General features: G+C 61.0%; 14 protein-coding genes and 1 pseudogene. 11 read left to right on the forward strand and 4 right to left on the reverse strand.

Annotated elements, in window-relative coordinates; translation table 11 throughout:
• Nucleotides 1-14: 14 nt before the first annotated feature.
• Together G4G00_RS00140 and G4G00_RS00145 are read right to left on the reverse strand one after the other, a co-directional pair.
• Nucleotides 15-776: a hypothetical protein gene (locus G4G00_RS00140; protein WP_164270566.1), complete on the reverse strand. Its 762-nt coding sequence runs from the start codon at nt 774-776 to the stop codon at nt 15-17.
• A 198-nt stretch (nt 777-974) separates the two neighbouring features.
• Nucleotides 975-1529 carry a hypothetical protein gene (locus tag G4G00_RS00145; protein ID WP_164270567.1) on the reverse strand — a complete coding sequence of 185 codons (555 nt, stop codon included), beginning with the start codon at nt 1527-1529 and terminating at the stop codon, nt 975-977.
• Nucleotides 1530-1893: 364 nt separating this feature from the next.
• Here G4G00_RS00145 and G4G00_RS00150 point away from each other — a divergent pair, with 364 nt between their 5' ends.
• Both G4G00_RS00150 and G4G00_RS00155 read left to right on the forward strand, forming a co-directional pair.
• Nucleotides 1894-2511: a hypothetical protein gene (locus tag G4G00_RS00150; protein WP_240336055.1), complete on the forward strand. Its 618-nt coding sequence runs from the start codon at nt 1894-1896 to the stop codon at nt 2509-2511.
• A 15-nt stretch (nt 2512-2526) separates the two neighbouring features.
• Nucleotides 2527-3504, forward strand: coding sequence for a lytic enzyme (locus G4G00_RS00155; protein WP_240336056.1), 978 nt, complete (start codon nt 2527-2529; stop codon nt 3502-3504).
• A 56-nt stretch (nt 3505-3560) separates the two neighbouring features.
• Here G4G00_RS00155 and G4G00_RS00160 read toward each other — a convergent pair whose 3' ends face one another.
• Entirely contained in the window at nt 3561-4166 is a 606-nt protein-coding gene (locus G4G00_RS00160; protein ID WP_164270568.1) for a hypothetical protein, read from the reverse strand.
• Nucleotides 4167-4362: 196 nt separating this feature from the next.
• On the opposite strand from G4G00_RS00160, the gene G4G00_RS00165 reads away from it, so the two are divergent.
• From G4G00_RS00165 to G4G00_RS00195, 7 genes are all read left to right on the forward strand, one after another.
• Nucleotides 4363-5016 carry a DUF1629 domain-containing protein gene (locus G4G00_RS00165; RefSeq protein ID WP_164270828.1) on the forward strand — a complete coding sequence of 218 codons (654 nt, stop codon included), beginning with the start codon at nt 4363-4365 and terminating at the stop codon, nt 5014-5016.
• Between the two features lie 276 nt (nt 5017-5292).
• Entirely contained in the window at nt 5293-5487 is a 195-nt protein-coding gene (locus G4G00_RS00170; protein WP_164270570.1) for a hypothetical protein, read from the forward strand.
• A gap of 95 nt (nt 5488-5582) precedes the next feature.
• Nucleotides 5583-6224 (forward strand): DUF1629 domain-containing protein, encoded by a 642-nt coding sequence (locus G4G00_RS00175; protein WP_164270572.1) that lies wholly within the window; start codon nt 5583-5585, stop codon nt 6222-6224.
• 249 nt (nt 6225-6473) lie between these two features.
• On the forward strand, nt 6474-7106 hold the full coding sequence (locus G4G00_RS00180; RefSeq protein WP_164270574.1) for a DUF1629 domain-containing protein: 633 nt from the start codon (nt 6474-6476) through the stop codon (nt 7104-7106).
• 202 nt (nt 7107-7308) lie between these two features.
• Nucleotides 7309-7938, forward strand: coding sequence for a DUF1629 domain-containing protein (locus G4G00_RS00185; RefSeq protein ID WP_164270576.1), 630 nt, complete (start codon nt 7309-7311; stop codon nt 7936-7938).
• Nucleotides 7939-8198: 260 nt separating this feature from the next.
• On the forward strand, nt 8199-8828 hold the full coding sequence (locus G4G00_RS00190; RefSeq protein WP_164270578.1) for a DUF1629 domain-containing protein: 630 nt from the start codon (nt 8199-8201) through the stop codon (nt 8826-8828).
• A 47-nt stretch (nt 8829-8875) separates the two neighbouring features.
• Complete coding sequence (locus G4G00_RS00195; RefSeq protein WP_164270530.1) at nt 8876-9073, forward strand: hypothetical protein; 198 nt, start codon at nt 8876-8878, stop codon at nt 9071-9073.
• Here the strand turns inward: G4G00_RS00195 and G4G00_RS00200 are convergent.
• Nucleotides 9024-9239 (reverse strand): annotated as a pseudogene (locus G4G00_RS00200) (transposase); the annotation flags it as partial. The gene G4G00_RS00195 and the pseudogene G4G00_RS00200 sit on opposite strands and share 50 nt — an antisense overlap.
• A gap of 467 nt (nt 9240-9706) precedes the next feature.
• Between G4G00_RS00200 and G4G00_RS00205 the strand changes: the two are divergent.
• Both G4G00_RS00205 and G4G00_RS00210 read left to right on the forward strand, forming a co-directional pair.
• Entirely contained in the window at nt 9707-10339 is a 633-nt protein-coding gene (locus G4G00_RS00205) for a DUF1629 domain-containing protein (protein WP_234412722.1), read from the forward strand.
• Nucleotides 10340-10390: 51 nt separating this feature from the next.
• A complete protein-coding gene (locus G4G00_RS00210; RefSeq protein ID WP_164270580.1) occupies nt 10391-13849 on the forward strand; it encodes an XVIPCD domain-containing protein in 3459 nt (1152 codons plus the stop codon).
• The last annotated feature ends 40 nt before the right edge of the window (nt 13850-13889 follow it).

Consider the following 13889-nt stretch of genomic DNA (forward strand, 5'->3'; position numbering starts at 1 on the left):
GGGTAGGAGCGGCGTCAGCCGTAGCGACGGCGATGGCGGTGCAGCGCGCCCTGCAGGTTGTGCAGGGCCTTCAGCAGCTCGTCGCGCCAGCCGTGGGCGGGCAGCCTGCGCACCGCCGAATGGGCGGCGCAGACGAACGGGGTGCCGGCCCAGCGCGCGGCCAATGCGCGGGCCCAGCGATCAAACGCATCAGCGGCACCGGCGCGGGCCTGCAGCGCACGCGGCAGCGTGGGATGGAACTTCAGGCGCGACTGCGGCAGCCACCTGCCCAGCATGCCGGGCGCTGCCAACACGTTCAGCGTGTCATCCACATGGACAATGCCGCTGTGGCGATGGCGGACCAGCACCGAACCGGCGTGCACGCTGTCATTGGCCGGCACCAGATCCACGCCCGCGGGAATGGAGAAATCCAAGTCGTCGGCAAAGTCAGCCTGGGTGGCCACGTCCTCGATCACGTGTGGATCCCACGGCAGGTGCGGCGCCCGCTGCAGATGGCGGCGGGTGCCGATCAGGCGGGCAGCGGGCAACAGCCGGTGCAGGGGCTCGCAGTGCAGGGTATGGAACGGATGCACGTTGATGATCGCGTCCACCAAAGTGCCGCCGGCGGTAAGGCCGAGCAGGGCCTGGCGCTGGGCGTCACTGGGGCTGTAGCTGTCCAGCACCACGAAGCGGCCATTGCTGCGGCGGAGTACGGAAAGCTGCGTACCTACGTCGAGCAGCCCGGCGACCTTGAAGGTGCCGCGCAGGTTCCAGAAATCGGGGGCGAGTTGCTGCATCAGGATCAGGTAGCGAGGCTTTGGGGGGCCATCGCTTGGGTCTGCTTGGGGGTGTGACTGATCGTGCGCAGGCCGCGATTCCAGCGGCGTGAAAGCGGGTGATGGGGATGTCAGGAGCGGCGGGGCGCTTTGGGGTTCGCCCCCTTTTCATCGACGCCTACCAAGGGCGCCTTGCAGGGCCCTTGAGGCGTTTCGTCCTCAATCCCTTGGCGGAATCTCCAGGCTGGCGAGAAGCAGGTAGCTGTCCAGCGAATCCAGCACGTGATGCGCGTTCGCGGGCACCCCCGCGCCGGTCAAGGCATCGTGGGTGGTCAAGGCGACGTAGCGAACGGTGATCGGTGAGCTGACGCCGGAGCCAGCAGCCGCTAGCAGCGCATGAACGATCCTGCGCAGAAACGAAAAATCGTCCTCGGTGCTACCTAGTGCTGATTTCTTGCTGAGCAAGCATTTCAATGACTGCGGATGTGTGAAATCGAGCGAGTAAATTGTCTCCCGACGCCCCTCTTCGCTGAAGGGCCAATCAAGTCCTCCTTCCGCCCCCGCGACAGCTACGCGCTCGTCGTTGCGGAAGAACACAAACCAATATTCTGCAGGTGATGGCCCGCCGCCCTGCAGGCGGGAAAGGCTGACCCTTACCGCGTTCCGCATCTCGGCTTCTGATTTCGCATCTGGATAGAACGTACTTGGCATGTTTTGATCCTTCATGGTCGTTGGTGCGGTGCTGGCGACTATCGCCGCCACCCAACTGAGCATCTGGAAGCGTCCTGAGGTGGAAGATGGAGATTCCGCTCCGTCCTACTACGGTGGACTTTCTCGGGCATCGAAGTTGAACGGCATGACAGTGCCCATCATCAGGTCCATTCCAGCGATGGAGCCACTATACGGATACGAACAGGTCTCCTCCCCTCGCTCACGCTTCTCACGAGTCGCAATTGGCACGGATCAGGTCGATCCGTCGACACGTTCCAGTGCAGAGATACCCTTCGCGTACCAGTAACAGAGACGCACCGCTCAGTCTTTGGCGTTCGGAGGCATCCTTCAGGCGCCCACGGCAATGGGGGTGTATAAACAAGCCGCGCGTTCTGTTCGCGATGTATCTCCACGGTCTGAGGTGAGGATGAGGAACCTGTTCAAGCAATGGATGCTGCCCTTGCCGCTGCTGCTGGCCGCGTGCGGTGGCAACCAACCTCCTGTCTATGGCGATGGTTTCCCGGTCGCCAAGCCGATGGATCTTGTTCACGCAGGCGCCGTAGCGCAGGCGCGGTTCGAGCTGCCGCCGCCTTGGGAAGATGACCCCCGGCCTCGGACATTCCTGATTGGCTTCCGCACGGGCGGCCCACCGGGGCGCCCAGACATGAAGCCCGGCGATGCGGATTTCCTGGAAAAGGCGGAGCTGCCCTTGCGAGTGCAGTTGTGGAGGGTGGATGGGAGCGATGAGACGCCGGTGGTCCTGCATCGGCTCAACCCCTCGACCGTGTCCGGCAGCCCCGTCTTCATTCAAGCAAGCAGCGACGTTTTTCCGCAGCGCTCGCCGACCGGGGCCGATTCAAACAGCTTGGTGAAGGTCGGTAAATACGACATGTCCATGGCCTATCGCCAATTCGAGGTGGCCAGTGCGACAGCCGAGAGCTTGTCGCCTGGACGATACCGTTTGCAGGTGACCAACCTGCAGGAGAATCCGCGCATCGCACATCTGAAGGTTGAGCTTCTTGTTGCCAACTACAACGTGAAGTAAGACATGGAGAGTCAAATGCAGAACTCATCCCAGGCTGGTACAGGTGGCGTGGCACACGCTGGAGAGGGCAAGGGCCCCTATACCGTGACTGTGTATCTGGCAGCGCCGGGCACCACGGTGGTCAACCAGGGCGGATCGCTCCATTCCTCCTCCGCTGGCCACGCGTACTTCATGGTATCCAACTCGAAAGACAAGGATGGCTATGGGTTCTGTCCCATTAGTACCGGCGTCATGGGTCCCGGCCAGGTGGTAAAGGACGAGTACAAGACGTATCAGAACCCGCGCTACACCTATCGGCTGGAGATCACCGAGGAACAGTACGAAAAGTTGAAGGCGTACGGCGAGGCTGGTGTCGATAGAAACGAAAAGCAGTTTGGCCTGTACTACAACGGAGCATCGAACAGCTGCGTCGACTTCGTATGGACGGGCCTGCGTCAAGCGGGGCTTCGGCCGAAGCTCGATAGTCCGGACCGGGACTTCGATGGGACGATGAAGGTGCTGCCAAATCTGGATGCGCTGAAGAGCATTCCCAAGCCATTCCCCAATAGCACGCTCAACACGCTTGAGGAAAATCCGCTTCCGAAGAAGCCAACGCGCTTGCAAAAGTTGTTGACCGAGGTAGAAGGGTCGCAGCCTCCTGAGCGAGCTGCACTCTCGAAGGACTCGCAACAACTGTATGACCGCATGCGTTCAGAGCTGGCGACCACTGTTAGTGATGGGCAGGTGCTTTCTGCTGTCAATGCGGCAAGGGAGGCCGGCATACAGAAACCAGAGCAGTTGCGTGAGGCGGTGCTTCACGAGGGGAAGATTTTTGTCTTGGGCACGACACCCGGATATCGGGCGATGGTCGATCTGAACCAGCCGCAGCAGACGCTTGCCGACGAAGTGAATCGCAGCCAGCAGATCGACGCGCGATTGGCTGAGCAACGTCAGCAGGAGAGCCAGCAGCGTGATGCTGCCGCGCAAACGGCGGGAGGCATGCGCATGGGGTGAGCGAACTGGAAGGCTGGCGAGGCTTGGTCGTGAGGTTCTCAACTTTCAGGTCCAGTTTAGAGATTGCGTGATCTGCGGTGGTTGGGCTCAATGTCGACCTTGAGCCCCATGGCGCGCACCAGCTGCCTCACCTGCGGGTCCAGGCTTCTGGCCATCTCCGCATCGCCCTCGATCATGATCAGCACGCGGTTCTCGCCCGGAAAGCCCGAGATGCCTGTCAACCCTGGAATCGAGCTGAAGATCAGCGGGTTGTTCCGTTCCAGTATCCGATCGAACTCCGCTTCCGTGTGCACGTTCCCGGTCTCGAACACCACGCGCGTGCTTCCGCTTTCGGTCTTCACTACCCGGTTGGGCACCGGCTCGGTTCCGGTCAGTTCCACGAAGATGTGCTGATCGGGTGCATGCCGGAATGAAAGGGAGGACAGGCGGTCCGCGAACTCGTCCCTGAGCGCTTCGAACGTGGGATTGAGTTCGCCCTGGATGGCGAGCCGTGTGATGGCGTCATCGATCGAAACGCTGGGGTTTTCAGTGATGTAGTTGCGGGTAACGATTTCCATTTCCGCGTCCAAATCTGCAGCGGCAGCGGCAGCGGAGGTCTGGGCATGGGTTGTTCCGCAGAACAGCGCGAGCGTAGTGGCCCATATCAGTTGTCTTCCTTGCATATTGAACTCCTTGAGATCCCTGGCCTTTGCCGGGGGCTATGGCCCCCATCCGCAAGGCCAGAGTACCTTCCGGCGCTGGACAGGGTTGTGTTCGAGTTCTCAGGCCGGTGCCTTGAACAGGGGGAGTGTTCGATATGAATACCTCTTCCAGCAACTTCCAGCTGCAATTAGGCTGGAAGCCGGTATTCAGGGGGGGATGAGAAGTATAGAGCCGTCGAAGTTAAACCTGCCTAAGCGTGGGGAGTTTTTCCTGCTGATGCCTGACACAACTCGTGGCGGGAGGGGGCATGGCGTGGTGTTCGAGAATGTCAAAAACCTTAGGGTTCCTCCACGGCTTGTTCTCCGTCCTGAGGGAGGGGGATTTCCTCCGTTGATCGAGAAACCGCTACTCGTCTACTCGCCCAAGAAGGGTGAACCTCCGGAGGACCTCGAGGGGGGAATGAGTGGCTACTGGCTGGTCTCGGCCCGCCTGCGTGACGTGTTCGTCTCGTTCGACCCGGATGCATTTGAATTTGTGGCGTGCGACTACAGGCTAGCTGATGGCTCCAAGGGGCCAAGCTACTTCCTATGTGATGTTACTCGCGTCCTGGACGCGGTCGACGAAGACGCTTCAACGTTTCGTGTTGTTCGAGACGAAAGCTATCCAGAAGGCAAGTTCTACGACCTTCGAGGAGGAAGCTCCTTGGCGTTCCGCAAGGATGTGATTGGAGCCTCGCATATTTTCCGGACGCCTTACTCTGGAAATCTGGTGTTCTGCGACAGCGCACTGCGGATTGCGATTCTGGCCGCTGGAATCGGTGGCGGGGAAATATCCCGAGGGCTGTGGTTTACGGACGCAACAGATATCTGAAGCTGCAAGAAGAACTCTGGCCTCCGCCGGAGGCGATGGCCCCAGCCGCAAGGCCCGAGCACCTCCCTGTGCCGGGCACGGCTGTGTTCGAGTTCATAGGCCGGTGCCTTGGAGACCTGGCCCGGTGATGGGTTCCCCACCGTGGCGGGCGCGGGGTGTGACGCAGGTCCGTTCCATATGGGATTTCATTGCATTCCGATTGCCCGAAGGCCCAGCCCCGAGTAAAAAGAGGCCGTTGCTAGCCATCTTGCCGGGTGCCCATTGGAAGGGAGAAGCATGTCCAATAGTGATGAACAGGAAGGGCGGTTCGATCTGCAGCTGATCATTGGGCCGACCATCGTTGCCGGCAGCCCACTGCTTCGGTGTCTGAACGAGGCCGGAGCATTCGATACGAATGCCTCACAGAACCGGCTCTACCTGCCTGCCGAGGCGGCCGCGGTTGCACGGGCAGCGGGCGCTGTGCGGGACTAGCAGGACGTTGTGAAAGTCGCGCTGATCAATGGGGATCTGGTGCTGGTCGTATAGAAGCGAATTGCAGCGCTACAGGGATGCCCAGGAGGCACGCGATGGAGCCCACAGACGATGGCCTGGCCGAGACGGGAGAGTACTTCCTCTTCGCGCCTGATCTGGAGACGAATCATCCTTTTCGAGGTGCCGTCTTCGACAATGTGCAGGCGCTGCTTACGCCGCCCCGACTCATCCTGCGTCCGGAGGGTGGTGGCTTTCCCGAGTTGCGCGAGACGCCGCGCATCATCTTTGATGCATCTCTAGGGCCCACGCCGCGCGATCTGGAGGGTGGCTTCGATGGCTATTGGCTTGTCTCCGAGCGTCTACACAATGCCATGTGCGCGGTCGACCCGGAAGCGTTTGCATTTGTGGAGTGTGAGATCCGCATGCAGAACGGCGCGCGGGGGCCGCGTTACTTCCTATGCGATGTCGTGCGTGAGTTGGACGCACTCGATGAGGACAGATCCCGGCTGGACATAGAGGTGGACGACGACTTCGTGAATGGAAAGTTCTACTCGATCACCGGTGGGGCGAGCCTGGCTTTCAACAGGAGCGCCCTGAGTGGCGCTCACGTGTTCCTTACGCCGTTCAGTACGTTTGTCATCGCCGACCGCCGCTTCGTCGACGCCATCCGGGCGGCGGGGATTCCCAAGGCCACAAGGCTGAGCGGGATCTCCTTCATCGATGCAGCACGCATCTGATCATCGTGGAGCGGGAATGAAAGATGATCTGCATGAAATAGAGCCTTCGCGCATGAGTCATCCCGAGTGGTGCGAGTTCGTCCTCCTGATGCCGGATGCCACCCGACCGGGAAGGCGAAAGGGTGTGGTGTTTGAGAACCTCCCAGGCCTGCGCACGCTTCTGCTTAGGCGCTCGCCTGGAAATCTGGCAGCCTTGTCCTCTGCAGTCGATGACTGCGAGCTCTCGATCATTCGCTAGGACAGCCCCTCATGACATCGAATATTCCGAAGAAGGGCGAGCACTTCGAGTTGCGGCCAGATGCAAGGCGTCGCGGCAAGGGGCACGGCGTGATCTTCGTGAATGAATCGGAGCTCAAGACGCCTCCACACTTTCTGCTGCGTCCGGATAGCGGTGGCTTCCCAGCTCTCCGCGAAGTTCCCCGTCTCGTGTACTACGAGAAGGAAGGATGGCCACCCGAGGATCTTGAGCCAGGCATGAGTGGGTATTGGCTTGTATCAGCACGGCTTCGACATGTCATGGAAACGGTGGATCCCGCGGCATTTGCGTTCAACGAAACCGACTACCGCTTCTCCGACGGAGCAAGCGGAGAATCGTACTTTCTATGTGACGTCGTACGAACGTTGGACGCGTTGGACGAAGAGTCATCTCAGTTGAGAATCATCGTCAGTGATGACTATGAGGAGGGTAAGTACTATGGACTTACCGGCACTGTGCGCTTGGCGTTCAAACGGGAGGTCATTGGCGATGCACACGTGTTCCGCCTCCCGTATTACGAAGGTGTGTTCTGTGATCGCGTCTTCAAGGAGGCGGTGGAAGCCGCCGGAATAGTCACCAAGAGCTCTTCAAACGGGGTCTGGTTCCATGACGTGGTGACCGGCTGAGATTGGAGGGTTCGTTGGGCAGCGAACGCACGGCTGTTGCCCCAGCGAGCATCGGAACGAAAGCCAGCCGGCGGAAATGTAGTAGTTGCCCTGTGGTCGCCAAGGTGTTCTACAGAACGGCGCTGCCAGCATTTCACGCGCACAGGCGGGATTTGGCTCGCGTTTGTCCCAGCAAAGTAGCTCGAGGATGAAAGAGGTAGACATGAGTAAGGTTGACCCGCCTAAAGGCATGTTCTATGTGCTCAGCCCCGATATCGGCGCGCCTGGTCGGGGGCACGGGGTTGAGTTGGACAATGAGGATGAGATCCCCTGGCCTGCATTCATGAGCGATCCGGCTGGAATCGGTGGACTGGCTTCGCTGAAGGCGGTTCCCAGGCTTCGCTACGATAGCCAGATCGGCGACATGCCTTCGGATCTGCATGGCGGCTTCAAAGGCTACTGGCTGGTATCGCAGGCGCTCAAGGATGTTTTGGAGCAAGCGGACGCAGAAGGCTTTTCTTTCGCGAGGTGCACTTTCAAGCTTGAGGATGGCTCGGAAGATGAGCCACATTACCTATGCGAAATCAGACGGATTCTGGACGCCGTTGATGAAGAGGCATCCAGCGTGAAGGTCCTTGAAGGCTACCCGAATGGTAAGTACTACAGCCTCTCCGGTGGAGCAAAGTTGTCATTCAAAGTGGCTGAGGTGGGTGCGGTACATGTGTTCATGGACATCCACTCAGGTAGCCGGGTGTACTGCGATAGGGTGTTGCGCGACTGCTTGGTTGAGCACGGATTTGGGACGGCAGTGAATTCGCGCGGTATCTGGATTGAAGACGCTGCGGACTACTAGCGCCAGACAGACTTTCCAGTTGGAAAGGAGTTCCCTGATCGAATCTGTATTTGGCGTCAGTCCATTCAAGCGTGGCGCTTGGCTGATGGACGCCATCGGTCTCTCATTGGTCGGTTCGCAAGCGCACGGAAGTCGTTGTGACAAGACTTGAGGGAGCGAGGTCCAATGGGGGGGCAGGGGCTCGCGGAGCGCTAGCGGCGACAGCTCATTTCAGAGACGATACGGATTGTAACTGCGGTGGAGAACGTGGGAGACAGACAATGACCAATCAGCATGCGCCCAAGAAGGGCGAGTTCTATCTGATCGACCCAGACACCCGGGGAGGGGGGCGCGGTCACGGGATCACGCTGAGCAATGCCGATGATGTTCCACTCGCTGAGGCTCTGAGCTTGCCTGCGGGTAGTGGTGGGCTCAAAGCGCTGGCGGTCATCCCACAATTGCGCTTCGACGTCAGCAAGGGCGAACTGCCTCTTGACCTGCAAGGCGGGTTCAAAGGCTATTGGCTGGTATCTGATTCGTTGAAGCGGGTGCTTGAATCTGTAGATCCGGACGCGGTTTCCTTCGCTCGCTGCGAGTACGTCCAGGATAGTGATCAGGAGGGAGAGGCGCGCTTTCTCTGCGAGGTGGTGAGGACGCTCGACGCCATTGATGAAGCTGCGTCAGTGGTCAACGTGCGCACCGGGTACCCTGGCGGCAAGTACTACAGCCTTGCAGGCGGGGCGCGTCTTGCGTTCCATAAGGATGTTACCCGTGGATCGCATCTCTTCATGGATCTTCATTCTCGACGAATCGTCTGCGACAGAGTCATGAGGGATGCCCTTGTGGAGAGCGGGTTTGGTGGGTGCGAGCATCCGCGCGGGGTCTGGTTGGAGGATGCAGCTGACTACTGATCTCTGTCGATAGATTGGTTTCTGCTGCCAAGGAAGGAGCGATCTCAATGACAATTCTGCAAAGCCACCATGTTTTTGAGCAGGCTGAGTTTGACAGTCATCCTCTCCTGCAACTATTGGCGCAGGAGGGATTCATTGAGAAGCACGAATCCGCTAACAGAATCTATCAGCCAAGGGATGGGGACCAAGCGAGTGTTATGGACTTTGAAGAAGGCTGGCGGCATTTCCCAGCAGCAGGATACTGAAGACGACCAAGTGGAGCCCAGCCAATGTCTCAGGTAGGCGCTCGTAGTCCCGGGCCAGACGCCTGAAGCGGTTGACCCAACCGAAGCTGCTTTCGACCACGGAGCGACGCGGTAGAAGCACAAAACCCTTCTTCGCTTCCTGCAGCTTCACCACGTGCAGCTCAATGTTCCGCTGAACAGCGCGAGCGTAGCTGCCAAGATCAGCTGTCTTCCTTGCATGTTGAACTCCTTGAGGGTCCTGGCCTTTGCCGGGGGCTATGGTCCCCACCCGCAAGGCCAGAGTACCTCCCTGCGCTGGGCACGGCTGTATTCGAGTTCTCAGCCCGGTGCCTTGGAGACCTGGCCCGGCGATGGGTTCCTCGCCGTGAGGGCGGGCGCAGGGTGTGACGCAGGTCCGTTCCATATGGGGTTTCATTGCATTCCGATTGCCCGAAGGCCCAGCCCCGAGTAAAAAGGGGCCGTTGCCGGCCATCGTGGATGAAGCCGTCCAAACATAGCTGCCGTTGATTGCCGGCGCACGCGATTTGCCTTGGCACGGAATTGTATGCGAGAAGGCGGAGAAATCGGCGGCGGATGAGGCCGGGGCACCAAGGCGTGTGTACGGCAGAGAATGCTTCGAATCGGGAGATCAGAGTGAAAGAAGTCAACGCGCCGAGGAGTGGCGAGTTCTACCTCGTAACGCCGGATACCAGGGGTGGTGGCCGCGGACGAGGATTAGTGTTGGAGAACAAACAGGACATCCCGCTGGCACGCCACCTCAGTCTGCCGCCCGGAAGCGGGGGGCTCTCGGGCCTGAGGGATGTCCCGTGCCTTCGCTATGACAGTTCGATTGGGGAAATGCCCCGTGATCTCGAGGGAGGATTCAAAGGCTATTGGCTAGTCTCCGAGGCTTTCAAGAATGTACTTGAAAGAGTTGATCCGGAGGGGTTCGAGTTCAAGAAGTGCGCGTTTGTATCTGCGGATTTCTCTGCGGACAATTCATACTTTCTGTGTGAAGTCGTTCGCACCTTGGATGCAATTGATCAGGCAGCATCCAACGTGGAAGTGCTCGTGGATGGATATCCAAATGGCAAGTTCTATGACATAGCCGGTGGCGCCAATCTCGCCTTTCGCAAGGACGTCGTAGCTGGATCCCATGTGTTCAGGACTCCGTTCACTGCAGATGTGTACTGCGATCGCGTCATGCGTGACGCGATGATTGAGTCTGGATTTGGAAACACTCCCCTCACGCGTGGAGTGTGGCTGATGGATGCCGCCAGCCTTTGATCGCCCAGCGAGCAATTCCGCACGAGAGTCATTGCGAAGGAGATCGCGAGAATGCAGTCCAATGGAGTGATCCTGCAAAGCCACCATGTTCTTGAGAAGAGCCTGTTCGTAAACAACGAACTGCTCGATAAGCTGGTTGAGCGGGGTTTGATTGATCCAGACTCGTCGGCCAACCGCCTGTACCTTGCGGTAAACGGTGGGCTCGCTGAAGATCTTGAAGCATCGCCGCACCGGGGCCGTACGCGCAGCTCGTATACGTCAGGTGTGACCAATGCCATCAACGCGATCGGTAGATCTGGAGACGGTATCGCCGCCCTGAACGACGATCTAGCTGCACTGAAGCGCGTCGCCTCTCGGGTCGAAGAGCTGCGTGACACGTTGAAGGTGGCGTTGATCAATGGTGACCTATTCGCTACCACGCCGAACTTCATGACATCGCGTGAAACCGACGAGGTCAACCTTCGCACGATTGGTGCCAGAGCGCAGTATAGGATTGATCACGCTGTTCAGTTGAATGAGCTCAATCGCATGCGTCCCGTTGAGTCAGAGTGGGCGGCAATGGTCCGGTCGGACTCGCGGGTTGGGCGCTTGCTCGATGAGGTTCTTGCCAAACCTCAGAATCTTGTGGCAGGTCCTGGCGAGCGTGATGCGTTGGCGCGTGAAGTCGCTGGGCGAATGGAAATGCGGCTTGCGGTATCGGATGCGGAGCAGTCTGGCCGTTTGGCGCTTTCCGAAGCGACGCGTGCTCGCGTTCAGCAGACCTTGGTGGACGACCTTCCCGGCATCGGTAGAGCTCGGGCAGACCTCTATGATCTTACCCATACAGCGACCCATGCATACAAACCCGTCTCGCAACGCGGCTTCGTAACCCTCGACGTCCTCATAGGCGAAGCCTCCGCCAGTCAGCTCGTCCGCTCCGGCGGTCTCCTCGCCTCCGGCGTGGACGCCATCCTGACCACCCAACGCATTTCCGAGCACCTGCAGCAGGGCAATGGCACAGCCGCCCAGTCCGAGTTCAACCACACACTCGCACGCAGTGGCGGGGGCTGGTTGGGCGGCATGGCCACGGCATCGCTCATCGGCACATCCAGCTTCGTGCCGGCGGCGGTGGTGGCGGCCGACGCGCTGTTCATGAGCAAGGCCTTCGACAAGGGTGCCGATCTGCTCGACAACCGTGCGGTGTATCAGCAGGAAGACGCGGCGGGTGTGCTTTGGAAGTTCGACAGGCTGAACTGGCAGCGCCAGGCGAAGCTGGAGGATGCCGCCGAACGTTCGCCCAACGCTGTCGAGTTCAGCGTGGGTGCCAGCTATGAAAAGGCGCGTGAGCTGGGGGCCAAGGCCAGCGCGAGCGCTGTCGAGTTGGCACTGGGCAAGGCGCCCGAGCCGCAGAACCCGTTCAACCTTCCCGCTGGCCCGCAGGATGTGAACGGTCTGGACAACCAGAACTGGCAGCGCGATCCGCAGACCGAGCAATGGATCCGACAGGTCAAGACAGACGTGGTGGGGGCCAACGATCGCGGCGTGTACGAAACCCAGATAGCCACCCCGGAACGTGCGGCCGAGTTGAACCGGCAGGCCGTGCAGCGCATTGAAGACAACATCGCGCATGGCAAGGCGGCAATCGCAGCCAGCTACCTAGAAGCGCGCGCGGCAAGCCGCGCCAGTGATTTCGTGCCCTTGGTGCCGGACGCCGTGGACGCGGCGCGCGCCAAGCCCGATGCCATTCTTGGGTCCGACAACACCCTGTATCACCGCGATGCGGCTGGGCAATGGTCGCACCAGGGTGTAGTGGCCCAGGGCAACATGGCGTTGGAGCTGGAGCTGACCCGAACCATCCAGCAGCCATCGCTGGATGCGCTCGAGCGCAGCCTTGCCGAACTGGAGGCCAGGCCGGCACCCACGAATGCGGAGATGAACCGCAACGAGGTGCGGCATAGATACGCTTCGGCCGGCATCACGCCTTCGCCGCAGTGGATGGACGCCATCGAGCTGGCAATGGAGCGTACACGCAGCCAGCACGGCATCAACGGGCCCACGCTGCAGCAATTGGCGCCCCCGGTGGACGGCGTTGCGGGTGAATCGCGCGCCATTACCCATTACCAGGTGGGCGAAGACGGCGTGGCCCGGCCGGCTGCCACGACAAGCACCGAAGAGCTGCAGGCGGCGTGGCGTGAAGTGCGCGAGCGCGCTGGTGAGCAGGCGCCGATACCCGAGTCGCCCGAGCTGCGTATTGCCGCACTGTCGCCGCGCGAACAAGAGGCGTACCAGCAGGCGCTGCAGGAGGCGAATCGGCAGGGTGCGGCCACGGTGGATGCAGGGCAGGTGGCGTCGGCTGCTGCACAGCATGCGCGGCCGGACGATCCCGCACCTGCCGACGCGCGCGACGCCGTCGCCGAAGCACAGCGCGCAGCGGAACGGCAGCGCCCGCCCACGCCTGTTGAGCCGACGGCTGCAGCTGCGCCACCGGTGCTGCCGGCTGGCCCAACACGGGAGCGCGATCCCAATGCTCTGCTGCCGACGGATGATCCACGTACCTCCCAGCCATCCCGGCAGGTTGAGGAGACTGCAGAGCCCGAGCGGCGCACCGAAGCGGCGCAGCACCCGGCGCCGCAGGTAGAGGCCGAACGTCCCGCTACCGCGCATTCCACGCCGGTGGCTGCCGAGCCGTCGCTGCAGCCGAGCCACGACACTACGCCTGAGTCACTGCCAACGCAGGCCGAGGCAGCGCCTGTCACTGCGCAGCGTGTGCGGGACGAGCCCACTGAACGCGAGCCCATGGCCCACGCGAGCACTGTGGTCGCAGACCCGCCGCCCCCGCCCCCTGCGCCGGACGTGCAGATGGAACCTGCAGCGCCGCTGCAGAACGAACCGGAGGCGACACAGGTTGTGCCAGAGGGAACTGCGGAACAGCCCGCCGTCGATCGCGCCGTGGCGCCTGAGGGCGAGCAGACCGCAGTCAAGCCTGCGCCAGCGCCCGAGGTGGTGCTTGAGGAGACAGTGCCCGAAGCTGCGGCACCCGCATCTGCGCCCCAGCCCGGCACTGTTGAGCCGCTGCAGGGCGCGCCTGAGGACACAACGAACCCCACGCGCCCGGGCCATGCCGACTACCCGCTTTACCAGCAGATCTGTGAGCGCGTGCAGGATCTGGACGCCCGTTACGGCCGCAGTTTCGATGCAACCAGCGAGCGGGTGGCCGCCAGCCTGCTGGTGCTGGCCAAGGACAACGACCTGGAGCGGGTGGACCACGTGCTGGTCAGCAACGCCACCGCGGAGCATCCCGCTGGCCACCGGCTGTTCGTGGTGCAGGGTGATCCGGCCGACCCCGCCCACCGGCGGGCCGACATGCCCACCGAGCAGGCGGTGCAGACACCGGTGGAGGAATCGCTGCAGGCGTTCGATGCGGTCAGCCACGAGGCGGCGCAGCGTGCAGCGGCCAATCTTGCACAGCAGCAGCTGGAGGACGAGCGCGTGCAGCAGGACATTCAGGTGCGTGCGGCCAGCGCGGGCTAGACCGCCTGTACGGCGCGTGCGCTCAGCTCCCGCTTGGCAC

The sequence above is a fragment of the Stenotrophomonas sp. B1-1 genome, from assembly GCF_010894375.1.
In the GTDB taxonomy this organism is placed as follows: Bacteria; Pseudomonadota; Gammaproteobacteria; order Xanthomonadales; family Xanthomonadaceae; genus Stenotrophomonas.